This window comes from Sulfitobacter sp. HI0040 (genome assembly GCF_001634885.1).
Taxonomy (GTDB): domain Bacteria; phylum Pseudomonadota; class Alphaproteobacteria; order Rhodobacterales; family Rhodobacteraceae; genus Sulfitobacter.
The window spans coordinates 1-23,193 of record NZ_LWEX01000090.1 but is presented as its reverse complement, the minus strand read 5'-3'; the positions used below and the strand labels follow the sequence as shown (position 1 = coordinate 23,193).

Annotated in this window: 22 protein-coding genes and 1 pseudogene; 16 read left to right on the top strand and 7 right to left on the bottom strand. The window is 64.5% G+C overall.

The features are described from left to right. Nucleotides 1-483, bottom strand: a 483-nt coding sequence (locus A3728_RS07130) for a phosphodiester glycosidase family protein (RefSeq protein ID WP_236630428.1), incomplete at its 3' end; no start/stop codon positions are given. Then, entirely contained in the window at nt 480-935 is a 456-nt protein-coding gene (rbfA, locus tag A3728_RS07125; RefSeq protein ID WP_082850861.1) for a 30S ribosome-binding factor RbfA, read from the bottom strand. The genes A3728_RS07130 and rbfA, both read right to left, overlap by 4 nt. An 84-nt stretch (nt 936-1,019) precedes the next feature. On the opposite strand from rbfA, the gene dapB reads away from it, so the two are divergent. After that, entirely contained in the window at nt 1,020-1,835 is an 816-nt protein-coding gene (dapB, locus tag A3728_RS07120; protein ID WP_067921543.1) for a 4-hydroxy-tetrahydrodipicolinate reductase, read from the top strand. 108 nt (nt 1,836-1,943) lie between these two features. After that, nucleotides 1,944-2,297: a dihydrodipicolinate reductase gene (locus tag A3728_RS07115; protein WP_067921542.1), complete on the top strand. Its 354-nt coding sequence runs from the start codon at nt 1,944-1,946 to the stop codon at nt 2,295-2,297. A gap of 27 nt (nt 2,298-2,324) precedes the next feature. Here the strand turns inward: A3728_RS07115 and A3728_RS23925 are convergent, their stop codons facing one another. After that, nucleotides 2,325-2,501, bottom strand: a complete 177-nt coding sequence (locus A3728_RS23925; protein ID WP_067921548.1) for a DUF1674 domain-containing protein — start codon at nt 2,499-2,501, stop codon at nt 2,325-2,327. A gap of 245 nt (nt 2,502-2,746) precedes the next feature. On the opposite strand from A3728_RS23925, the gene A3728_RS07105 reads away from it, so the two are divergent. Then, nucleotides 2,747-4,018, top strand: coding sequence for an RsmB/NOP family class I SAM-dependent RNA methyltransferase (locus A3728_RS07105; protein ID WP_067921541.1), 1,272 nt, complete (start codon nt 2,747-2,749; stop codon nt 4,016-4,018). A gap of 4 nt (nt 4,019-4,022) precedes the next feature. On the opposite strand, the gene A3728_RS07100 is transcribed toward A3728_RS07105, so the two are convergent. Continuing rightward, nucleotides 4,023-4,772 (bottom strand): phosphate/phosphite/phosphonate ABC transporter substrate-binding protein, encoded by a 750-nt coding sequence (locus tag A3728_RS07100; RefSeq protein ID WP_067921546.1) that lies wholly within the window; start codon nt 4,770-4,772, stop codon nt 4,023-4,025. Nucleotides 4,773-4,902: 130 nt separating this feature from the next. Between A3728_RS07100 and A3728_RS07095 the strand changes: the two genes are divergently transcribed. The 6 genes from A3728_RS07095 to A3728_RS07070 all read left to right on the top strand — a co-directional run bounded on the left by A3728_RS07095 (nt 4,903) and on the right by A3728_RS07070 (nt 12,097). Next, a complete protein-coding gene (locus tag A3728_RS07095; protein ID WP_067921540.1) occupies nt 4,903-6,651 on the top strand; it encodes a heparinase II/III family protein in 1,749 nt (582 codons plus the stop codon). A gap of 16 nt (nt 6,652-6,667) precedes the next feature. Continuing rightward, nucleotides 6,668-8,254 (top strand): bifunctional phosphoribosylaminoimidazolecarboxamide formyltransferase/IMP cyclohydrolase, encoded by a 1,587-nt coding sequence (gene purH / locus A3728_RS07090; RefSeq protein ID WP_067921539.1) that lies wholly within the window; start codon nt 6,668-6,670, stop codon nt 8,252-8,254. 10 nt (nt 8,255-8,264) lie between these two features. Then, entirely contained in the window at nt 8,265-8,768 is a 504-nt protein-coding gene (gene lspA, locus A3728_RS07085; protein ID WP_067921538.1) for a signal peptidase II, read from the top strand. A 51-nt stretch (nt 8,769-8,819) separates the two neighbouring features. Beyond that, entirely contained in the window at nt 8,820-9,326 is a 507-nt protein-coding gene (locus tag A3728_RS07080; protein ID WP_067921537.1) for a DUF3035 domain-containing protein, read from the top strand. Between the two features lie 111 nt (nt 9,327-9,437). Beyond that, the gene (locus A3728_RS07075) at nt 9,438-10,784 is read left to right on the top strand and encodes a M16 family metallopeptidase (RefSeq protein WP_067921536.1); all 1,347 of its coding nucleotides are present in this window, start codon (nt 9,438-9,440) and stop codon (nt 10,782-10,784) included. Further along, complete coding sequence (locus tag A3728_RS07070; protein ID WP_067921535.1) at nt 10,781-12,097, top strand: M16 family metallopeptidase; 1,317 nt, start codon at nt 10,781-10,783, stop codon at nt 12,095-12,097. The genes A3728_RS07075 and A3728_RS07070 overlap by 4 nt, the downstream gene beginning before the upstream one ends. A gap of 42 nt (nt 12,098-12,139) precedes the next feature. On the opposite strand, the gene A3728_RS07065 is transcribed toward A3728_RS07070, so the two are convergent. Next, entirely contained in the window at nt 12,140-14,482 is a 2,343-nt protein-coding gene (locus A3728_RS07065; RefSeq protein ID WP_067921534.1) for an aldehyde dehydrogenase family protein, read from the bottom strand. A gap of 48 nt (nt 14,483-14,530) precedes the next feature. Beyond that, the gene (gene deoC / locus A3728_RS07060) at nt 14,531-15,544 is read right to left on the bottom strand and encodes a deoxyribose-phosphate aldolase (RefSeq protein ID WP_067921533.1); all 1,014 of its coding nucleotides are present in this window, start codon (nt 15,542-15,544) and stop codon (nt 14,531-14,533) included. Between the two features lie 228 nt (nt 15,545-15,772). Here deoC and A3728_RS07055 point away from each other — a divergent pair, with 228 nt between their 5' ends. Genes A3728_RS07055 through A3728_RS07040 form a run of 4 tightly spaced genes read left to right on the top strand, consistent with a single transcriptional unit; the run spans nt 15,773 to nt 19,633 of the window. Continuing rightward, nucleotides 15,773-16,705: a metal ABC transporter solute-binding protein, Zn/Mn family gene (locus A3728_RS07055; protein ID WP_236630429.1), complete on the top strand. Its 933-nt coding sequence runs from the start codon at nt 15,773-15,775 to the stop codon at nt 16,703-16,705. Next, nucleotides 16,702-17,505, top strand: coding sequence for a metal ABC transporter ATP-binding protein (locus A3728_RS07050; protein WP_067921531.1), 804 nt, complete (start codon nt 16,702-16,704; stop codon nt 17,503-17,505). The genes A3728_RS07055 and A3728_RS07050 overlap by 4 nt, the downstream gene beginning before the upstream one ends. After that, a complete protein-coding gene (locus A3728_RS07045; RefSeq protein WP_067921530.1) occupies nt 17,502-18,707 on the top strand; it encodes a metal ABC transporter permease in 1,206 nt (401 codons plus the stop codon). The genes A3728_RS07050 and A3728_RS07045 overlap by 4 nt, the downstream gene beginning before the upstream one ends. Then, entirely contained in the window at nt 18,704-19,633 is a 930-nt protein-coding gene (locus tag A3728_RS07040; RefSeq protein WP_067921529.1) for a metal ABC transporter permease, read from the top strand. The genes A3728_RS07045 and A3728_RS07040 overlap by 4 nt, the downstream gene beginning before the upstream one ends. Here A3728_RS07040 and uraH read toward each other — a convergent pair. Beyond that, on the bottom strand, nt 19,613-19,972 hold the full coding sequence (gene uraH, locus A3728_RS07035) for a hydroxyisourate hydrolase (RefSeq protein WP_067921528.1): 360 nt from the start codon (nt 19,970-19,972) through the stop codon (nt 19,613-19,615). The two genes, A3728_RS07040 and uraH, sit on opposite strands and share 21 nt — an antisense overlap. Nucleotides 19,973-20,359: 387 nt before the next feature. Here uraH and A3728_RS22225 point away from each other — a divergent pair. From A3728_RS22225 to rmuC, 3 genes and pseudogenes are all read left to right on the top strand, one after another. Next, nucleotides 20,360-20,527, top strand: a pseudogene (locus A3728_RS22225) (2-oxo-4-hydroxy-4-carboxy-5-ureidoimidazoline decarboxylase); the annotation flags it as partial. Nucleotides 20,528-20,696: 169 nt separating this feature from the next. Continuing rightward, nucleotides 20,697-22,562: a DNA mismatch repair endonuclease MutL gene (mutL, locus tag A3728_RS07030; protein ID WP_067921527.1), complete on the top strand. Its 1,866-nt coding sequence runs from the start codon at nt 20,697-20,699 to the stop codon at nt 22,560-22,562. Next, a partial coding sequence (gene rmuC, locus A3728_RS07025) for a DNA recombination protein RmuC (protein WP_150120678.1) occupies nt 22,559-23,193 on the top strand: 635 nt, incomplete at its 3' end. The genes mutL and rmuC, both read left to right, overlap by 4 nt.

Sequence of the window (23,193 nt, the reverse complement as noted above, 5' to 3'; positions counted from 1 at the left end):
CAGCGCCCCGTCAATGACGAGCATCGGCCCCGATTGCGTGGCATGGACGCAATCGGGTTTGCTGCGCAGGAACGCCTTGGTCTCCATCACGTCGGCGCGGCCTTCGCGGATGCAGAATATGCCGTTCGGCAGCAGCCCGAAGTTGCCCGGCCCGGCGGCGGAAACGACATCCTTCACCAGATTGCCGTCTTCGACGTAATAGCCGACGGGCGCGCGATCTTCGTGATACATGCCCGCATTCATGGCGAATCCAAGCGATTTGCCCTTCTGCCGCAGCGCCGAGTCCACGTTGCGGAAATAGCCGTAGGTCTGCCCCTGCGCATCGTTCAAGAACAGGCGCATTTCCTCGCGCGCAGGGTCGACCTCGCAAACCGTATAGCGGTTACCTTCATAGCTTTCCTGCCGACAGGAGCCGGCAGAGGCGCTTGTCGCCCCCGCACCGAACAACGACGCCAGCGCCGCGGCCCAGAACCAGCGGATCACGAACCCCCCGTCCCGCCGAAGGCGGTATCGGCGGCATCATCCTCGGCGGGTTCATCCGGGGCTGCCGCATCGCGGCGCACGGTCTCCTGTGACAGCATCCGCCGCGTTTCGTCCATCTGGTCAAAGGTCTTGTCGAGCTGGAAGCGCAGGTCCGGGGCGAACTTCAGCGTCAGTTTCTTTGAAACCATGCGGCGCAATTCGCCCTTGTTGCGGGCGAGAAGTTTCAGCACCTCTTCCTGGCCTTCGCCGCCAAGAGGCAGCACATAGGCTGTCGCGATCTTCAAATCGGGGGAGGCGCGTACCTCACCCACGGTGATCGACATCCTGTTCAGATCAGGGTCATGCACGTCGCCGCGCGCCAGTACTTCGGAAAGGGCCCGCCGGATGGTTTCGCCTACCCGAAGCTGCCGCTGGGAAGGGCCGGGGCCGTCGTGGAACTTGTTCTTTGCCATGGCACACATCTAGGTTGTCCTCCGGGCTTTGCCAAGCCGCGCGCGGCGGTCTAAACCTGCGGTAGGCACAGAAGGAGCAGGCAGATGATCGAGACACCAGGCGTGACCATCACGGGCGCCTCCGGGCGCATGGGGCGGATGCTGATCGAACAGGTCGCAAACGGCGATCGGTTGAAGCTCGTCGGTGCCGTGGAACGCCCCGGCCATGACTGGATCGGTCGGGACGTGGGCGAAGCGATGGGCCGCGCCCCACTGGGGGTGACGGTGACCGACGATCCGTTGGAGGCGATCGCCCCGGCGCAGGCTGTCATCGATTTCACCGCCCCGGCGGCCACTTTGGAATTCGCGGCCATCGCGGCGCAGGCGCGGGCGGTCCATGTCATCGGCACCACCGGCATGACGGATGAACAGATCGCGGCGCTTGAACCCGCCGCGCGGCATGCGGTGATCGTACGGGCGGGCAACATGTCGCTCGGGGTCAATCTGCTCACCCAGCTTACGAAGAAGGTCGCAGCGGCGCTGGATTCGGATTTTGACATCGAAATCATCGAATCGCACCACAATCAGAAGGTGGATGCACCATCGGGGACCGCCTTGATGCTGGGCGAGGCCGCCGCCGACGGGCGGGGGGTGTCGCTATCCGAGGTCTCCGACAGGGGGCGCGACGGTATGACCGGCCCGCGACGCCGGGGCGATATCGGTTTCACCGCCATTCGCGGCGGCGATATCGTGGGCGAGCATGATGTGCTTTTCGCTGCCGAGGGCGAGCGGATCATTCTGCGCCACGTCGCCTCCGACAGGGCCGTTTTCGCGCGCGGCGCGATCAAGGCGGCACTCTGGGGGCAGGGGCGCAAACCCGGCCAATACGACATGCTGGATGTACTGGGCCTGAAGGATTGAGGGGACCTGCGAAAACTTTGTGATCTTTATCTGTCTCGAAAAGGTGAAACCCGGGCGGGGTTTGGCCCGTGTATCTACCAGTATTTCGCAGTTTCGAGGATTCGAAAGATGAAAGTTTTGTCCCTGACCTTGAGCGCCCTGATCGCGCTGTCGGCCCCGGCATGGGCGGAATTCGCGAAAATCGATGACGAAGCCGCTTTCCTGCAGGTCGTGAAAGACAAGACCCTCACCCGTCCATTCGTGAAGTTGCGGGTGCTGCCGACAGGCCAGATCGCCGGAACCGGCGCTGCATGGAAAGTGTCGGGCGACTGGCAATGGAAGGACGGATATTTCTGCCGAACGCTCTTCTGGGGTGGTGAAGACTATGGCTATAACTGTCAGGAAGTCCGCTTCGACGGGCAGAGCCTGCGGTTCACCTCCGACCAGGGCAAGGGCGATTCCGCCGATTTCCGGCTGCGCTAGATCAGCGAACGCCCGCGCGGGGTGCTGTCAGAAATCGACAGCGATACCTTTTTTCTCCCAATCCCCGTAACGGATGGGTTCAGGCCCGTCCCGACCGCCCAGTTCAGGCGGCAGGTCAAGCGGGCGGGCCGCAGCCCGGCGCGCCTCGGCTTCCGCAAGGGCGCGTTGCGCTTCGGGCGGCAGCGCCGACTTTCCCTGCGGAATCGGTTTCGGGCTGGGCTGCGGATTCGCGGGCAGATCCGGCGAGGGTGCCGGATTTGGCCCGTTGGGCGTATCCGGGATGGGCTTCGGTGCCGGTTTTGGGTTGGGCGGCAGGTCCGGGTTGGGCTGCGGTGCGGGGCGAGGGTCTGGCATGACGGTCCTTTTGCACTGGTTACGGGATTGATATACGTCGCCGCCTGAGCCAGACAACCCGCCGAACCGGCGCCCCGACAGAAAGAAGGCGATCCATGTCAGATACCGGACTCCCGGCGCGCAAGGCCGCCGTATATCTGCTCGATCAGGTGTTGGGCGAAGGCCGCCTGATGTCGGAACTGCTCGCCGGGGGCGCGTTGGACCGCCTCCCGCCGGAGGACCGCGCCCGCGCCCAGCGGCTGGCGAACGATACCCTGCGCGGGTTGGAGCGGGCCGATAGGCTGCTCCAGCAGCATCTGTCGAAATATCCCCCCCTCACGGTGCGCAACGCGCTGCGGCTGGGCACCGTGGAACTTTGTCAGGGCGGAGCGGCCCATGGAGTCGTGAATGCGATGGTCAGCATCGTTTCGGCACATCGCCGCTACGGGCACCTCAAAGGGTTGACCAACGCCGTCCTGCGCAAGGTCGCCGCGGCCGGGCCGGAGGCTTGGACCGCACTGCGCCCGCCACGTCTGCCCAAATGGCTGCGTGGTCCACTGGTGGATGCATGGGGCGCGCAGGCAATGCAGGCAATGGAAGCGGCGCATTTCGCGGGCGCACCTTTGGATATCACCCCACGGGGCGAGGCGGCGGCGATATCCACGACCTTGGGGGCGCAACTGCTGCCGACCGGGACGCTGCGTATGCCCGAGGCGGGGCAAGTTTCTGCCATGCCGGGTTTCGCCACCGGAGACTGGTGGATTCAGGACGCGGCCGCCGCCCTGCCGGTTCAGGTACTGGCCCCCCGCAAGGGTGAGGACGTGCTGGACCTCTGTGCAGCGCCCGGCGGGAAGACGATGCAGCTTGCTGCGGCAGGCGCGCAGGTCACCGCGGTGGACGCTTCCGCCCCTCGCGTGGCCCGTTTGAAGGAAAATCTTGCCCGGGTGCACCTGCCTGCGAAAGTGAAAACCGCCGATGCGCGCCAGATCGGCGGGAGCTACGATGCGGTTCTGCTCGATGCTCCCTGCTCCGCGACGGGCACCATACGCCGCCACCCGGATCTGCCCCACGCCAAGGATGGTTCCGAGTTCGGGGAGTTGATCGCCCTGCAGGGGGAGTTGCTGGATCACGCGTGGTCGCTGGTAAAACCCGGCGGACGCCTCGTGTTCTGCACCTGCTCCCTGCTGCCGGACGAAGGTGAGGTGCAGGTGGACGAGGCACTCGAACGCCACCCCGATATGGTGGTAGACCGCAGCGCGCTGGACCTGCCGGGGGTATCGCCCGAATGGATCACGGCGGAGGGCGGCCTGCGGCTGCGCCCTGATTACTGGGCGGACATCGGCGGGATGGATGGTTTCTATATCGCTTGTCTGCACAAGCGTGCGTGACCGCTCAGGCCCCCGGGGGCGGCGACGTGACGGAAAGGTAATCCCGCGCCGGGATCCGCACCAGATCTCGCAGACCGAGGACTTGCCTGTCCGTCGGGGATAGGCCGGCAATAGCGTCGGAGACAGCCGCGAATATCGCCTCGCCATCCGCATCCGGGCCCGCGATATAGGGCAGTCCGGGCGTCGGCTCGGTCAGGTCCAGTACGCGCAGATTCTTTGCGAAATCGTCGTAACGCTCGATGTCGCGCCATGTGACCGCGTCGAGCGATGCGATGTCGGCCTCCCCCTCCGCGACCATTCGGGCAGACAGTCGGTGGCCGCGGCTTTGGACCCGGTTCTCGAACCAGAAGCCTGAGGGCAGGCAATGCGCGTAAGGGGCGGCGTAGCCTGATTGCGACCCGGTTTCATTATAGGCGAAACGGGCCTCAGAATAGTCGGTGAGGCTTCCGCGCGGGTCGTCCTGTCGCACGATTAGAACGCTGCGGTAATAACCGGGCGGGCAGCCTTCGACCCCGAAATCCGGTGTTCCGACGAGCGTGACGTCGTTTTTCAGCAGCATCCGGTAGGGCATGCCGCAGGTCTGGCTGAGCACGAGCCCCGGGTCCCGCCAGACAACGAAAGGCGGCAGATCGTTCGACAGGTTTTCCGGCGCGTCAATCCCCCGCTGCGACAGGCCCGCCCGGATCAGCGCCCAGTACCGCGCATAGGCCGCTTCCGTCTCGGGTCGCAGATACATCATCATGCTGGCGATCATGGGCGTTTCTTTCCGGTCATACGGGCCGATCCCGCGCATAATCCCGCCTTTGGGTTTATTGCGGTGACTTGCCCCGGCGGCGGGGCTATGCTGCCATGAAGCGCCGAAGAGCGTTCCGAGGGCAGCGATCATGTTCAATACCACCCGCCTGAAGGCGCGCAAGGCACGATTTCTGAACCGCTGGCACGCGTGGCGCGCCACGCGCACCCGGGCCGAAGTCACGGGCTTTGTCTCCTCCCCTGAACCGAGGACGATCGGATCCTTTGCCCGCGGGCGGCAATTGATGGCGGGGAACTACCTTTTTGCCGGTACGCTGGTTGAAGGCACAGAGGGCACGCCGTGGCAGGTCAAACCGCCCGATGCGGCCTTTTCTGCGGAATTGCATGGTTTCGCCTGGCTCGACGATCTGGCGGCTGTGGGTGACACCACGGCGCGGGCGACCGCGCAGAAATGGCTCTGGGCGTGGATCGACACCTATGGTCGGGGCCGTGGCCCGGGCTGGACGCCTGATCTGACGGGCCGGCGGCTGATCCGCTGGATCAACCACGCGATTTTCGTGCTGCGCGGACAGGAAAAGGAAGAAAGCAGGGCGTTCTATCGGTCGCTCGTTCAGCAGACGCAATTCCTTGCCCGGCGCTGGCACGGCGCGGCCCCCGGCCTGCCCCGGTTCGAGGCGCTTACCGGGTTGATATACGCCGGGCTGACGTTGGAAGGGCAGGAAGACCTCGCCGAACCTGCCATTCGCGCGCTGGCGCGAGAATGTACGGTGCAGATCGACAAGAACGGCGGATTGCCGACCCGCAATCCCGAAGAGCTTCTGGCGGTGTTTACCCTGCTCACCTGGGCGGCGGCAGCGCTGGCCGACGCAGGGCGCGGGGTGCCGAAGGCGCATCTGGCGGCAATCGCCCGGATTACGCCTACCCTGCGCAGCTTGCGGCATTCGGACGGATCGCTCGCGCGGTTTCATGGCGGCGGTCGCGGGGCAGAAGGCTGGCTTGACCACGCGTTGGCTGCCTCCCGCGTGAAGCCGGCCCGGTCCGACGGGTTGTCGATGGGATATGCGCGCCTTTCCGCAGGCCGGACCAGCATCATCGTGGATGCCGCGGCACCCCCGAAAGGGGCCGCCTCCGGCAATGCCCATGCCTCCACGCTGGCGTTCGAACTCACCTCCGGGCGGCGCCCCCTGATCGTGAATTGCGGGTCGGGCGGATCCTTCGGACTGGACTGGCGGCGCGCGGGGCGTGCGACGCCGTCCCATTCCGCGCTCTCGCTCGGGGGGTATTCCAGCGCGCGGCTTGCAGACCCCGATCCCGATACCGGGCACGAGGCGCTGATCGATGGCCCGAGCCATGTGCCCGTCGAAATCGACCACGTGGGGGACGGCCTGCGGTTTCAGGGCGGACATGACGGTTACGTGGCCACGCATGGGCTGACCCACGCGCGCACGCTCGAACTTACGCTCGACGGGCGTGCCGTCGCGGGTGAAGACATGCTTCTGGCGTTGAAGGAATCCGAAAAGCGGCGGTTCGACAAGTCGCTCGATGCCACGCGGCTGGCGGGTATCCGGTTCGAGATACGCTTTCATCTGCACCCTGACGTGGACGCCACGCTCGACATGGGGGGGAACGCGATCTCCATGGCGCTCAAGAGCGGTGAGGTCTGGATTTTCCGGCATGACGGTCAGCAAAGCCTGTCACTGGAACCGGGCGTCTATCTCGAAACGACGCGGCTGAAACCCCGGGCCGCCCAGCAGATCGTGCTGTCGGGCAGGACGCTTTCCACGGTGAAGCGGGTCCGCTGGTCCTTGTCGAAGGCGCAGGAAACTGCGATTGGCGTGCGGGATCTGTCCATGAACGATCCTCACCTGCAAGAAGACTGACCCGGAGACATACCCGATGCCCGATCTCGTTGCCGTAAAACGCGCCCTGCTATCCGTATCCGACAAGACCGGCCTCGTGGAGTTTGGCCGCGCATTGGCGGAGCACGGGGTGGAACTGCTGTCCACCGGGGGCACGGCGAAGGCGCTGCGCGACGCCGGGCTCGAAGTACGCGATGTGGCCGACGTGACGGGCTTCCCGGAGATGATGGATGGCCGGGTCAAGACGCTGCATCCGGCGGTGCACGGCGGGCTGCTTGCCCTGCGTGACAACGAAGACCACGTGGCCGCCATGCAGACCCATGGCATCGGGGCGATCGATCTCGTGGTGGTGAACCTCTACCCGTTCGAGGAAACGGTCGCCAAGGGCGCGCCCTATGCCGAAGTGATCGAAAACATCGACATTGGCGGGCCTGCCATGATCCGTTCCGCCGCGAAAAACCATGGCTTCGTCAATGTCGTTGTGGACGTCGAAGACTACGCCGCGGTGCTGGAAGAGATGAAGGCCAACGACGGTGCGACCGGCTATGCGCTGCGCCAGCGGTTGGCACAGACGGCCTATGCCCGCACCGCCGCCTACGATACCGCCGTGAGCAGCTGGATGTCGGAGCAGACCAAGGAAACGCCCCGCCGCCGGAGCTTTACCGGCACGCTCAGGCAGACGTTGCGCTATGGCGAGAACCCGCATCAGTCAGCGGCCTTCTACACCGACGGCAGCGACCGTCCCGGCGTCGCCACGGCACGGCAGCATCAGGGCAAGGAACTGTCCTACAACAACATCAACGACACCGACGCGGCCTTTGAACTGGTGAGCGAATTCGATCCGTCCGAAGGCCCGGCATGCGCGATCATCAAACATGCCAACCCCTGCGGCGTTGCGCGCGGTGCCACCCTGCGGGAGGCCTACGAACGGGCGTTCGACTGTGACCGCACCAGTGCCTTTGGCGGGATCATCGCGCTGAACCAGCCGTTGGACGGCCCCACGGCAGAAGCGATCGCTTCGATCTTTACCGAGGTTGTGATCGCGCCCGGTGCCACGCAGGAGGCGTTGGACATCTTTGCCGCAAAGAAGAACCTGCGTCTGCTGACGACCGAGGGTCTCGCCCCGGTCGATGCCCCGATGACGACCTATCGGCAGGTCAGCGGCGGTATGCTGGTGCAGGACAAGGACATCGGGCGTATCCATCGCGAGGATCTCAAGGTGGTGACGAAGCGCAGCCCCTCGGACCGGGAACTCGACGATCTGCTATTCGCGTGGATCGTGGCAAAACACGTGAAGTCGAACGCCATCATCTACGTGAAGGACGGAGCCACCGTAGGGGTGGGCGCGGGACAAATGAGCCGGGTGGACAGCACCCGCATCGCCGCCCGCAAAGCACAGGACATGGCAGAGGCCACGGGCCTCGACACCCCGCTGACGCGCGGTTCGGTCGTGGCGTCGGATGCGTTTTTCCCCTTCGCGGACGGGCTGGTAACGGCGGCGGAAGCCGGTGCCACCGCGCTGATCCAGCCGGGCGGTTCCATGCGCGACGATGAGGTGATCGCCGCCGCGGACGAAGCCGGGCTCGCCATGGTCTTTACCGGCATGCGCCACTTCAGACATTAGGAGGTTCGACATGCGCGGTTTCTTCTGGGCGGCCATCATCGCCTTTCTCGTGGACCAGTTCAGCAAATACGTCGTGATCCATGCCATGGACCTCGCCCGGGTGCGCGCCATCGACGTCTTCCCCCCGCTGGTGAACTTTCGCTACGGGGAGAACCGGGGCATCAACTTCGGTCTGGGCGGCGACATGAGCCAATGGGCGCTCATCGCGCTGGCCATTGTCATCTGTCTGGCTGTCACCATCTGGATCATGCGGCGACCACAGGGCATCTGGGCGCAGATGAGCGCCGGGCTGCTCGTGGGCGGGGCGCTGGCCAACGTGGTTGACCGGCTGATCTATGGCTACGTGCTGGATTTTCTCAACACCACCTGCTGCGGTATCGACAATCCCTTCGTTTATAACATCGCCGATGTGTTCATTTTCGCCGGGGCGATCGGCCTGATCTTCTTCACCAAGGAAGCGGATCAGGGCGGCAAGAGCGCCCGCCCGCGCAAGCCGTCTCAAAAAGGCCAGTGACATCGCGGCCCGGCCTGCGTTATGGATCGGTTAAGATTTAGGAGTTATCAGATGCGTCGTCTTGCCCTCCTGCTGCTCGGTCCGCTGGTGCTGGCCGCCTGTTCGAACACGGGCCTGCGGGATATTCGGTCTACCGGCACGGGACCGGACGAATTCATGATCTCTCCGGTTAAACCCCTGCAGGTGCCGGACAGCTTTACCGCGCTGCCGGTCCCGACCCCGGGGCAGGCCAACCTGACGGATCGTTCGGCCCTGCAGGAAGGCATCGTGGCCTTCGGCGGTACGCCGGAAGCCGCAGGCGGGCCGGTCCCTGCCGCCGATGGGGCGCTGGTACGCTATGCGGGCCGCATGGGGGTTGCCCCGGCGATCAGGCAAACGCTGGCAGCTGCAGATGCGGATTTCCGCCGTCGCAAGGCGCGCTTCACGCAGTTCCGCATCGTTCCGGTCGATCGCTACAACCAAGCCTACAGCGCGCAGGCGTTGGACGCCGATCGCGCATTGGCACGCTGGCGCCGGGCCGGGGCCCGTACCCCTTCCGCACCGCCTGCGGCGCAGTGATCCCTGCCGCCGTCGGTCGTTACCGCCGGATTACAATTGCGTAAGGTACCTTGATCGTTCCGCGCCCCGGCGTAGGTTGCGCAGTAGCAGATCATTCTCGAAGGATACGCCATGCGACGCCTGCCGATACCCGCGGCCCTGATTTCCCTTGCTTTCACGATCTTCGCGCATTCGGCCCTCGCGGACGAGAACGTCAGCCATTTCACCCTCGACAACGGCATGGAGGTCGTCGTGATCGAAGATCACCGCGCCCCGGTCGTGCAGCAGATGGTCTGGTACAAAGCCGGATCCGCGGATGAGCCGAAGGGGTCTTCCGGGGTCGCACACTTTCTTGAGCATCTTCTCTTCAAGGCGACCGACAAGATGGAGGCCGGGGAATTTTCGGCGACGGTGGCCCGCAACGGCGGGCGGGACAACGCCTTTACCAGCTACGATTACACCGCCTATTTCCAGCGCGTCGCTGCCGACCGTCTCGAACTGATGATGCAGATGGAAAGCGACCGGATGAAGAACATTCGCATCACGCCGGGAAACATCGAGACCGAGCGGGACGTGATCATCGAGGAGCGCAACCAGCGTACCGAGAACAGCCCCGGCGCACTGTTCAACGAACAGCTGAACGCGGCGCAATACCTCAACCATCGGTACGGCACGCCCGTCATCGGCTGGATGCACGAGATGGAGGAGTTGGACCTTGAGGACGCGATCGGTTTCTACGACCTATATTATTCGCCGAACAACGCCATTCTGGTGGTATCCGGCGATGTCGAAGCCGAAGAGGTGCGCCAGCTGGCGGAGAAATATTACGGTGCCATCCCCGCCAACCCCGCACTGCCCGAACGCCTGCGCACCGAAGAGCCCCCGCATCGCGCCGAACGCCGCCTCACCTACAGTGATCCCCGCGTGGCGCAGCCCTATGTCAGCCGTTCCTACCTTGCGCCCGAACGGGATTCCGGCGCGCAGGAGAAAGCCGCCGCGCTGACGATCCTCGCTGAAATTCTTGGTGGCGGCACGACCTCCTATCTGGCGGAGAAGCTGCAGTTCGACACGCAGGTCGCCACCTACGTCGCGGCCTTTTACCGGGGCACCGCGCTGGACGACACAACGTTCAACCTCGTGGTGGTGCCCGCCGAAGGAGTCAGCCTGCAGGAAGCCGAGGATGCGATGGACGCAGCACTTGCCTCTTTCATGGAAGAGGGTGTGGACCCCGACCAACTCGAACGGATCAAGCTGCAGGTGCGCGCACAGCAAATCTATGAACGCGATGACGCGGGATCGGTCGCGCAGCGGTACGGCAGCGCGCTGACGACGGGGCTGACGGTCGAGGATGTGCAATCATGGCCCGATGTGCTTGAGGCCGTAACCGAGGACGACATCATGGCCGCCGCCCGCGAAGTGCTCGACCGCAAGGCCGCCGTCACCGGCTGGCTCATGAAAGACGAAGGAGACGCGTCGTGAAGCTGATCTATGCGCTGGTTCTCAGCCTTTTTGCCGCCCTGCCGCTGCGGGCCGATGTCGATATTCAGGAAGTAACCAGCCCGGGGGGCATCACCGCCTGGCTGGTGGAAGACCATTCGATCCCCTTCGTGGCGCTCGAACTGCGGTTTCGTGGCGGGGCCTCTCTGGATGCGCCCGAAAAACGGGGGGCGATCAACCTGATGACCTCTCTGCTGGAAGAGGGCGCGGCGGACATGGATGCGCGCGCCTTTGCCCGGGCGCAGGAATCTCTGGCGTCGAGCCTCGGGTTCAGCGTGGATGACGATGCGCTTTCCGTCTCGGCCCGGTTCCTGACGGAAAACCGCGACGAGACCGTTCAATTGCTCAAGGCCGCGCTGCAGGAACCCCGGTTCGATGCCGATGCGATCGAGCGGGTGCGCGGACAGGTGCTGTCCAACATTCAGTCCAACCTGAAGGATCCCAACGATATTGCGGGCCGGGCCTTTGACGCGCTTGCCTTTGGTGACCATCCCTATGCGACGTCTCTGAACGGCACGCAGGAAAGCGTGACGGCCCTGACCCGCGAGGATCTGCTGCAAGCGCATGACGCCGTGATCGCACGGGACCGCATCACCGTCGGCGCAGTGGGGGACATCACCCCCGAAGAACTGAGTAAATTGCTCGACGAACTGCTGTCACGCCTGCCTGAGGAAGGCGCGCCCATGCCCCCGGTCGCCGAACTCGACATCCCCGGGGGCGTGAAGATCATCGACTTTCCGACCCCGCAGTCGGTCGCGCTCTTCGGCCATTCGGGCATCCGGCAGGACGATCCCGATTTCTTCGCCGCCCTCGTGCTCAACCAGGTCCTGGGCGGCGGGTCCTTCGAAAGCCGGCTGATGAACGAGGTGCGCGAAAAGCGCGGCCTTACCTATGGCGTCTATTCGTCCCTCGTGGCGAAAGACCTGTCGGAGACCGTCATGGGCTCGGTTTCCTCCGCCAATGACCGCATCGCAGAGGCGATCGAGGTGATCCGGGAGGAATGGCGCAAGGCGGCCGAGGAAGGCGTCACCGAAGCGGAACTGAAGGACGCCAAGACCTATATTACCGGGGCCTACCCCCTCCGGTTCGAAGGTAACGGCCAGATCGCTTCGATCCTCGTCGGGATGCAACTGCTCGGTCTGCCGATCGACTATATCGCGACGCGCAATGACAAGGTCGAAGCCGTTACCCTTGAGGATGTGAAGCGCGTCGCCGGTGAACTGCTGCAGCCCGAAGGCCTGCAATTCGTGGTAGTCGGCCAGCCCGAGGGGCTGGAAGACACCACCTCTCGCTGAAAATGCTGCGCGCGGTGCCATTGGCTGCCGCGCGCAGGCGGCTCACTCCCCGTAGGGCACCCAGACGTTCTTGACCTCGGTCGCGGCCTGCAGAAATTCCCGGCCCTCACCGGCTGGTCCGTTCCAGTCCCGCGCCATGCCGTTGTTGACCCATGTCCGTTTGATGTTGCTGGCAGAGGCGGCCTCCACGATACCGCTCAGTTCCGCCGCGCCAAACGACCAGACAGCATCGACATCCATGTGACCGGCGAGCGTTTCCGCCAGATCCACTTGCGGCCCGGTGAGGATATTCACCACGCCGCCCGGAATGTCCGAAGTTTCGAGAACCTGCATGAAATCTGTGGCCGCAAGCGGGAAGGGGTCGCTCGCCGAGAGGATCACCCGGTTGCCCATGGCGATGGCTGGTGCCATGCAGGAGACGAGGCCCAGCAACGGTGCCTCGGCAGGGCAAAGCGCCCCGATGACGCCCACGGGTTCCTTCATGGCCAGCGCGACACCACGGATCGGCACGCCGTGGACCTGCCCGTCGTATTTGTCCGCCCATGCGGCATAGGTGAAGAGGCGGCGGATCGCCGTCTCCACCTCATCCCGGCCCGATTTACCCCCTACCATGGCGTCGAGGCGCCCGGCGAATTCTTCGGCCCGGGTCGATAGGTTTTCGGCCACGTAATAGAGGATTTGCGCCCGCAAGTGGCCCGTGGTTCGGGACCATGCCTTTGCCGCATGTGCCGCTTCGACCGCGTTGCGCACATCCTTGCGGTTGGCCTGGCTCACATGGCCCAGCAATGCCCCGCCCTTGCCCCAGACGGGGGCCGAATAGCCGCTGTCGGGACGCGCCTGCTTGCCCCCGATATAGAGCTTCGCGGTACGGTCGATGGGGTCGGAGGGCGCCCCGTCACCCGAGAATGCCTCGACCGTCGGCAGTTTCTTCGCATTACCACGGGGGCGGGTGTAGCCTGACAGCCCTTCCCAGCCGCCTTCGCGGCCAAAGCCGCTTTCACGGACCCCGCCAAATCCGGCAGCCGCGTCCATCAGGTTGGTTCCGTTGATCCAGACGATCCCCGCCGCCAGCTTTGGCGCAATGTCGAGCGCGAGGTTCACGTTTTCCGACCAGACCGTCGCGGCGAGGCCGTAGGCCGTGTTGTTGGCAAGCTGCACCGCTTCTTCCGGGGTGCGGAAGGTGCAGGACACGACGACGGGGCCAAAGATCTCTTCCTGCATCAGGGGATCGGCGGGGTTCATTCCGGTGATCAGCGTGGGCGGATAGAAACATCCGTTTTCCGGCACGTCGATCTTCGCGACATGCCGCTCACCCGCATCGCTGGCGGCGACCATTTCGGAAACCCGGCGATGCTGCGCCGGATCGACCAGCGTGCCCACGTCGATGGACTTGTCCAGCGGGTTTCCCATGCGCAGCCGGTCCATCCGCGCGCGCAGCTTGTCGTAGAACCTGTCGGCCACGGGCTCATGCACCAGCAACCGCGAGCCCGCACAGCAGACCTGCCCCTGATTGAACCAGATCGCATCGACCAGCCCTTCGACCGCGCTGTCCAGATCCGCATCGTCGAACACGATATAGGGGGATTTCCCCCCCAGCTCGAGGCTGAGCGCCTTGCCTGATCCTGCTGTCATCTGCCGGATGCGGCGGCCCACGGCGGTGGAGCCGGTAAAGGCGATCTTGTCCACGTCCGACGTCACGATCATCTCGCCCACCGCACCGTCGCCGGTCACGATATTGACCACGCCCTTGGGCAGCCCGGCCTGCCGGCAGATATCGGCAAACAGCAGCGCCGTGAGCGAGGTATATTCGGCAGGCTTCAGCACGACCGTATTGCCCATCGCAAGCGCCGGCGCGATTTTCCACGCCAGCATCAGCAGCGGGAAATTCCACGGAATGATCTGGCCACAGACACCAAGCGGTTCGGCATCGGGCAACTCGCTTTCCATCAGCTGAGCCATGCCCGCGTGGTAATAGAAATGGCGCTGCGCCAGCGGAATATCGATATCGCGGGATTCCCGAATGGGTTTGCCGTTATCCAGCGTCTCCAGCACGGCGAAAAGTCGGGCGTGTTTCTGCAACAGACGCGTCAGCGCATAGATATAGCGGGCGCGGCCGTGCCCGCCCAGTTTCTCCCACTTGGGCTGTGCCTTGCGCGCGGCCTTCACGGCGGCATCCACGTCATCCTGCGTGGCCTGCGTCAGCCCGGCGAGCACTTCGCCGGTGGCAGGGTTGCGGCTGTCGAAACCGGCCCCGGGCGTGGTGAAGGCACCATCGATGAAATGCCCGAACCGCCCCCCCTGGTCGACCAGCCACGCCAAGGCCTCCGCCGCCGATTCCGGGGCGGGGCCATAGTCCATCGTTTCGAAGATTTCGGACACCTTCATCCCTTCACCCTTTCTTAAATACTCAAATCCACACCTGTCCCGGGCGGATCAGCTGATGGCATGGCGGTAGCCTGCCGAATATCTGCCGCTCACATGATGCTCCAACTGCCGCTCGATGTCGTTCAGGAGCGAAGATGCGCCAAAGCGGAAAAGGTCGGGGCGCGTCCAGCGGTCGCCCAGTTCCTCTTTCATCAGGGCCAGATAGGTGATCGCGTCCTTGGCCTTTGAAATTCCGCCCGCGGGCTTGTAGCCCACCCGAACCCCCGTGCGCGCATGATAGTCGCGAATGGCGCGGATCATCGTAAGGCTGACGGGCAGGGTCGCGTTCACGCTTTCCTTGCCGGTCGATGTCTTGATGAAATCCGCACCCGCCATCATGCAGACGAGGCTGGCGCGCGCCACGTTGCGCAGGCTGCCCAGTTCGCCGGTCGCAAGGATCGCCTTCACATGCGCTTCGCCGCAGGCGGCGCGGAAGGCGCGCATTTCATCGTAGAGCGCTTGCCAGTTGCCCGACAGGACATGCCGCCGCGAGATCACGATGTCGATCTCCGCCGCGCCCGCCTCCACGCTGCGCTCAATCTCGGCGATGCGCAGATCCAGCGGCGAAAGGCCTGCAGGAAAGCCCGTGCTGACCGCGGCGATGGGGATGGACGTGCCTTCGAGCGCCGCGCGGGCCGGGGCGATCATCTCGTGGTAAACGCAGACCGCGCCGGTCGTGATCGCGGGCATGTCGAGCGCGTCCAGAATATGCTGTGCAACCGGTTGCTTTGCCTTGGCGCAAAGCCGCTCCACCCGGCAGGCGGTGTCGTCGCCAGACAGGGTCGTCAGATCGATACAGGTCACCGCGCGAAGCAGCCACGCGGCCTGATGGGCCTTCTTGACCGAACGCCGCGCGGGCAGGGTAGCTGCCCGCCGTTCAATGGCCGAGGTATTGGCCTGCACCGCGCGGACCCAGTCCATATCCAGATCCATGCCGGGATTTCTGGGTTCGGCCAGCTGCGGCAGCTGCGAATCCTGGGTGGCAGCGCTGCGCGGCGCAGTTTCGGTGAGTTCGGTCGCCATGATGGGAGCCTCCGGTCCGTCAGACCGGTTAAGTTGCATGGCAGCAGGTTGCTTGGCAAGCGCCTATGCAGCAGGGGTATCCTGCCATTTTTGAGAATCATTCGCAACTTGATTGACTTAGTTGCGAATCGATCTCATATTCGCCGCATGACATACAAAACCCAGTTCCCGTACTTCTCGCAGGCTCGCCCCGTGGCCCGCCGCAGTTTCATCGCAGGCTTGGGCGCGATGTCGCTCTCACTCGCGGCCCCGCGCATGTCGCGCGCCGCCGAACCGCTCAACGTGGTTGCGACCACAGGCATGATCGCAGATGCAGCCCGCCGGATCGGCGGCGATGCCGTCACTGTGCGGGGGTTGATGGGGTCGGGGGTGGACCCCCACGGCTACCGGCAGACCCGCAGCGATATCGTCGCCCTGACGCGCGCCGATCTGGTATTGTGGCACGGGCTCTATCTCGAAGCGCAGATGGAGCGGTTCTTCGAAGACCTGTCCCGCCGCCGCGCGGTCGAGGCGGTGGCAGAGGCGTTGCCGCGCGATGTTCTCGTCAGCCATCCCGATTACGAGGGCCGCTTCGACCCGCACGTCTGGATGGACCCGACGCTCTGGGCGGACGTGGTGAGCGAGGTCGCGGAGGCGCTTGTCCGCGCCCGGCCCGAGAACGAGGCGCTGTTTCGGGCGAACGCCGAAGCCTATCGCGCCGAATTGGCCGAACTGGCGGACTATGCGCGCCAGACCCTGGCGGATGTGCAACAGGATCAGCGTGTTCTGGTCACGGCCCATGACGCCTTCAGCTATTTCGGGCGGGCCTTCGGGTTCGAGGTGATCGGTATTCAGGGCATCTCGACCGAAAGCGAGGCGGGGCTGAACCGGATCGGGGAGCTTGTCGATGTGCTGGTAGACCGCCGCATCGGTGCGGTCTTCGTCGAGACATCGGTTTCCGACCGGAACATGCGTGCTCTGATCGAGGGCGCGGCGGCGAGGGGGCATGATGTCCGCATCGGCGGCGCGCTGTTCAGTGATGCCATGGGCCCCCCCGATACCTACGAAGGCACATACATCGGCATGATCGATCACAACGTGACAACCATCGCCTCGGCGCTTGGGGCGGAGGTCCCCGATGGCGGCATGTCGGGCCTGCTGACCATGGTGGAACGGGCGTGAACCTCGAACTCGCCACCAGCGACGGGGTTTCGCCCGTCACCCGGACCACGGGCGCGGACAGTCCGCTGGCCATTCGTGGGCTGACCGTGTCCTACGGGCAGAAACCGGCGGTATTCTCCGTGGACATGACAGTGAAACCCGGCGCCATGACCGCGATCATCGGGCCGAACGGTGCCGGCAAATCAACCTTGTTGAAGGCCTCTCTGGGTATCCTGAAACCCCTTGCCGGAACGGTGAGTGTTTATGGCGCGCCTCTCGCCCGGCAAAGGCACCGGATCGCCTATGTGCCCCAGCGGGCCAGCGTCGATTGGGATTTCCCGACCCGGGTGATCGATGTGGTATTGATGGGGCTATACGGCGAACTCGGTCTTTTGGGCCGCGTGAAGGCACGCCACCGCGCCAAGGCCGAGGATTGCCTGCGTCGCGTCGGGATGGAGGATTTTGCCCAGCGCCAGATCGGTCAGCTTTCTGGCGGGCAGCAACAGCGGGTGTTCCTTGCCCGGGCGCTGGCGCAGGATGCCGAACTCTACCTGCTGGATGAACCCTTTGCCGGTGTGGACGCGGCGACCGAGAAGGCGATCATCACCGTTCTGAAGCAGCTGCGCAACATGGGGCGTACCGTGGTCGCCGTGCACCACGACCTGTCCACCGTGACCGATTATTTCGACCATGTGTTCCTCATCAACAATCGCAAGATCGCCGAGGGCCCTGTGAAAGAGGCGTTCACCGCCGATACTTTGCAGGCCGCCTACGGCGGGCGGCTGGCGGATGCGCAGATGGATGCGCTGCGATTGCCATGATATTCGACGCGCTGAGCCTGCAACTGGGGTACAATGCGACGCTGGTGACCATCGGCGCGACCCTGTTGGGCATGGCGGGCGGCGTCGGGGGGACATTCCTGTTCCTGCGCAAGCGCGCTCTGGTCAGCGATGCGATTTCCCATGCGACCCTTCCGGGGGTCGCGCTTGCCTTCATGGTGATGGTGGCGCTGGGCGGGGACGGGCGCAGCCTGACCGGGCTTCTGGCGGGGGCCGCCCTGTCAGCCGCTGCTGGTTTGCTTATAGTTTCCTGGCTTTCCACGCGCACCCGGCTGGCAGAGGATGCGGCGATCGGGTCGGTGCTTTCGGTCTTTTTTGGCTTCGGTATCGTGCTGCTGACGATCATCCAGACGATGAACACGGGCCGTCAGGCGGGGCTGGAAAGCTTTCTGCTGGGGGCCACCGCCGGAATGTTGCGAAGCGAGGCATTCATCATCGCGATTTCGGCGGCTCTCACCCTCGTTCTGGTACTGGTGCTGCGCAGACCGCTGACACTGGCCTCCTTCGATCCGGAGTATGCCACCGCGACCGGCCAGAATGTGACCCGCACGGATCTGGCGATGATGGGGATCGTGCTGGCCGTGACGGTGGTGGGGCTCAAGATCGTGGGATTGATCCTGATCGTGGCCTTGTTGATCATTCCGCCCGTGACCGCCCGTTTCTGGACGGAGCGGACCGATCATGTCCTCATGCTCTCTGCCTTGTTCGGCGGTCTGGCTGCTTATGGGGGCGCGGCGCTTTCCGCCGCCTTGCCCGATCTGCCCACGGGGCCGATCATCGTTCTGGTAGGCTTTGGCTTTTTCGTTGTGTCGCTGTTGTTCGCGCCCGGCCGCGGTGTCGTCTCGGCGCTTCTGCGACATCGCCGGTTCCAACGGCAGGTCCACCTGCGGCAGGGGTTGCTGGCGCTGGCTCAGGGGCAGCCGATTTTCGAACGTCTGACCCTGCGCCTATTGCAGGCCGAAGGCTGGGTCCGTCCCGATGGCGTGGCAACCCGTCAGGGGCAGTTGCGCGCGGCCAAGGCCCTGCGGGACGAGGACCGTTGGCAATTGGTGCGCCATGATCCTGCCTATGAAGCGGCGGCGCTTCATTACGACGGGCTGACGGCCATTGAATCCGTGCTGACCTCCGATCAGCTTGATGCGTTGGATGCGCGACTGGGCGTAAAGGGGGGGGTACGGCCATGAACGGCGAAGAATTCGTTCCCCTCTCGCTCGTCCCAATGCTGACGGGGATCTTCGTGGCAGTGGCCTGTGCCCTGCCAGGGAACTTTCTCGTCCTGCGGCGGCAGGCGCTGATCGGCGATGCGATCAGCCACGTGGTGCTGCCGGGGATTGTCGTGGCCTTTCTGTTGACGGGTCGCGCGACCACCTGGCCGATGCTGCTGGGTGCGGCCGGTGCCGCGGTTGTTGCCGTCATCGCCATCGAGGCGGTGCGCCGCCTTGGCAGGATCGAATCCGGGGCGGCGATGGGCGTGATCTTCACCGCCATGTTCGCGGGTGGCGTGCTGCTGCTGGAGCTTTCGGATACCAGCAATGTCCACCTCGATGTGGAGCATGCCCTTTACGGCAACCTCGAAAGCCTCATCTGGCTCGATGCCTTGGGGTGGTCATCGCTCTGGGATGCGCAGGCGCTTGCGACTGTCCCGGTCGAATTGCCCCGTATGGCGCTGACGCTGCTCTTTGTCGCGGGTTTCATCGCGGTTTTCTGGCGCCCGCTCAAGATTTCCACCTTTGACGAGGGTTTCGCGCGCACGGTGGGGGTGGCGACCGCGCCGCTGGGCCTAGGGCTGGTGATCGTCGCTTCGATCGCGGCGGTGGCGGCCTTCGATGCGGTAGGCAGCATCATCGTCATCGCGATGTTCATCTGTCCGCCCGCGGCTGCACGGATGATGACCAACCGGCTGGAGCGGCAGATCGCATGGTCCGTGGCCTTCGCGACCTTGGCTGCCGTGCTGGGCTACGTACTTGCAGGGTACGGACCGCTCTGGATCGGGGCGCGGGATTCGGTTTCCGCCGCCGGAATGATCGCTACGATCTCCGGCGTCATCCTGGCCATCGCGGCGCGCTTGGGGCCGCACCGTCTGCGCGGATCAGCTGCCCCGGTAGGTTGAATAGCCGAAGGGCGACAGAAGCAGCGGCACATGGTAATGCGAGCCGGGGTCCGAAATGCCGAAACGGATCGGTATTTCATCGACGAAGCGCGGATTTTCAGCCGGAGTTCCGGCGCCATCGAGATAGGCACCCGCTTCGAACACGATTTCATAGGTTCCCGCAGCGCATTGCCCTTTCGCAAGGAGCGGCGCATCGGTCCGGCCGTCCGCGTTCGTCGTCATGGTAACGAGCATCATGCGATTGGTCCCGTCCAACCGGTAGAGCGTGAGCTTCATGCCGCCAGCCGGTCGCCCGCGGGCCGTGTCCAGCACATGTGTCGTCAGATATCCCTCGGCCATTCGGCACTCCCCCCTTTGATCCATACTCAGGATAGGTGGGGGCCTCCCTTGGTCAATGCCGGGCCGTGAGCCGGGGCTTTTTTGGGTGACCCGCCCAAGGGTCTCAAAATTTTATCGGAGGGGCGATTCGTTTTTGTTTTGACCTGCGAATCACCTTCTGGCTATATGGACGGCAACAACAGCGATGCAGGCAAATCATCCATAGCGACGAGCGGTTTGCGGGTCGGCGCGCGCAGATAAAAATGGCGGTCAAAGAATACGACTGCGCGGAAACGACCGATTCGGCGGGTCATCTTTTGAAGGTGGCCCGTTTTTCTTTTCACGCCCCTTCCGGGAATGGTTTGCGCCTTTCGGTGGGGGCCTTTCAGGAGTTGCAGAAGGGATGACGTATTCGAACACGGGTTTCCTTTCATCATCGCCGTGAAGGATCACGACAAGGCGGGCATCCTGCGCCATTTCGAGGGACGACTCGGCCATGACACGGAAACGGAATTCACCACCGCCTGCCGTCAGGTCGAACGCATCGCACGGCTGCGACTGGAAGACATGATGTGAGCCAAAGATCTCAGGCCCTGGGTTGACCGCGTCTGCGCCTCCTGCAAATCTTGGCCTTCTGATGGCGCGATAACCGCCCCGTGGCACATAAGCACTCCGCCAGAGAACTCCCGCCGAGAGAGGTTTCGAAGCTGGCAGAATCGCAAGCCTCCATGCTAGGTCTAGCGGTATGTCTCAGGCAAACCCCAATATAGACGCTGTTCGCCCTGTCATACGGCAGTTGGACGATTCCGCCATCAACCGCATTGCCGCCGGCGAAGTGGTGGAGCGCCCGGCATCCGCCGTGAAGGAACTGGTGGAAAACGCGATCGATGCCGGGGCACGGCGGATCACCATCGATTATGCCGATGGAGGCAAGACTTTGATCCGGGTGACGGACGACGGATGCGGCATCCCGCCGGAGGATTTGCCGCTGGCCTTGTCCCGACATGCCACGTCGAAGATCGACGGCTCGGACCTTCTGAACATTCACACATTCGGCTTCCGGGGTGAGGCGCTTCCATCGCTCGGCGCGGTGGGGCGCCTGCAGATCACCAGCCGGACGGCTGATGCCCCAGCGGCCGAAATCTCGATCCGGGCGGGCGAGATGGCAGCTACGCGCCCCGCAGCGCTTGGCCGCGGCACCGTGGTCACCCTGCGGGATCTGTTCTTTGCCACGCCCGCGCGGCTCAAGTTTCTGCGCACCGACAGGGCCGAGGCGCAGGCCATCGGGGATGTCGTCAAACGGCTGGCCATGGCGGAGCCCTTCGTGCGTTTCGTGCTGCGCGATGTTTCGGGCGAGGGGCCGGGCCGCGAAGTGTTTCGGGCAGAGGCGGAACAGGGGGAGCTTTTCGACGCGCTGGGCGGCCGCCTCGGGCGGGTGCTCGGGCGCGAATTCGCGGAAAACGCGCTCGCCATCGACGCGGAGCGCGAAGGCCTGCACCTGACGGGCTATGCCGCCCTGCCGACCTATTCCCGCGGTTCCGCAGTGGCGCAGTATCTTTTTGTCAACGGTCGTCCGGTGCGCGACAAGCTGTTGGTGGGGGCGCTGCGCGGCGCCTACCGGGATTTCCTGTCCCGGGACCGGCACCCGGCTGCGGTGCTTTTTCTCGATTGCGATCCCACTTTGGTCGACGTCAACGTGCATCCGGCGAAGTCCGAAGTGCGCTTTCGCGATCCGGGACTTGCGCGCGGTCTGATCGTTTCGGGCCTGCGGCATGCCTTGGCCGGGGCCGGGCACCGCGCGTCGTCCACCATGGCCGATGCGACGCTGGGTGCGATGCGGCCCGAACCGACGGGGGCGCGGGTCTACCAGATGGACCGATCGGGCGCGCGCGGCTTTGGTGGGTCTGCGGTTGCGCTCCCTGTTCACCACGCCAGTGCGCAATCGCCCGGGTTTGCAGAGGTGCAGGGCAGTTGGGGGCGGGTCGAAATGCCCGCCGAGGTCGTCGAAGAAGAGCGTGAAGCCGAGGCCGCGCAGCCATTGGGCGCAGCGCGGGGGCAGGTGCACGAAAACTACATCATCGCCCAGACAGCCGAAGGCATGGTCATCGTCGACCAACATGCGGCGCACGAACGGCTGGTCTATGAAAAGCTCAAACGTCAGATGGCCGAAAAGGGCGTGGCGGCACAGACCCTGCTGATCCCCGAGATCGTGGAGCTTTCCGCCTCCGACAGGGAAACGCTGCTGGAGGTTGCGGATAGTCTGGCGGATCTGGGGCTTGGTATCGAAGCCTTCGGCGGGAATGCCGTGGCGGTACGCGAAACGCCCGCCATTCTGGGAACGGTCGATGCCCGGGCGCTCGTACTCGATATTCTCGACGAATTGTCGGACAGCGCGGAAACCGACAGTCTTCAAACCCGGATCGAGGCGGTCCTCAGCCGGGTCGCTTGTCACGGCTCGATCCGCTCGGGCCGTCGTATGCGGGCCGAAGAGATGGACGCACTGCTGCGGGAAATGGAGGCGACCCCCCATTCGGGCCAGTGCAACCATGGCCGGCCTACCTACGTCGAACTGAAGCTGGCGGATATCGAACGGCTGTTCGGACGGCGATGATCGAGTTGGGCGGTCAGACCTATCGCCTTGCCGATCCGTCGGTGCAGGCCGTGCTGGCGGGCGCTGTCGTTCTGCTTATCGTCCTGCTGTTGCTGGTTGCCGCTGTGCGTGCCGCGGGGCGCGCGGCGCGGGTGGCGGCCCCCCTGTCCCAGCAGATGCAGATCCTTGGCGCGCATGTGCAGCAACTGGGGGCGGGGCAGGAACAGTTGCGAGGTGGCTTGCAGACGGTCTCCGACACGCAGGCGCGAACGCAGGCTCAGATGATCCAGACCGTCGAGGCACGGATGAACCATGTTCAGTTGCAGATGCAGGAGCGGCTGGCGGAAAATGCGGCCCGCTCCACCCGTGCGCTGGCCGAGATGCAGGAACGGATGAACGAAACGCTGCACGGCTCCTCCACCCGGACGACCACGAGCCTGACCCAGCTTCAGGAACGCCTCGCCGCCATTGACCGCGCTCAGGACAACATCACGAAGCTGAGCGGGGACGTCCTGTCGCTGCAGGATATTCTGAGCAACAAGCAGACGCGCGGCTCTTTCGGCGAAATCCAGTTGCATGACATCGTGTCGAAGGCGCTGCCGCGCGACAGCTACAGCCTGCAAAGCACACTTTCGAACGGCAAGCGGCCCGA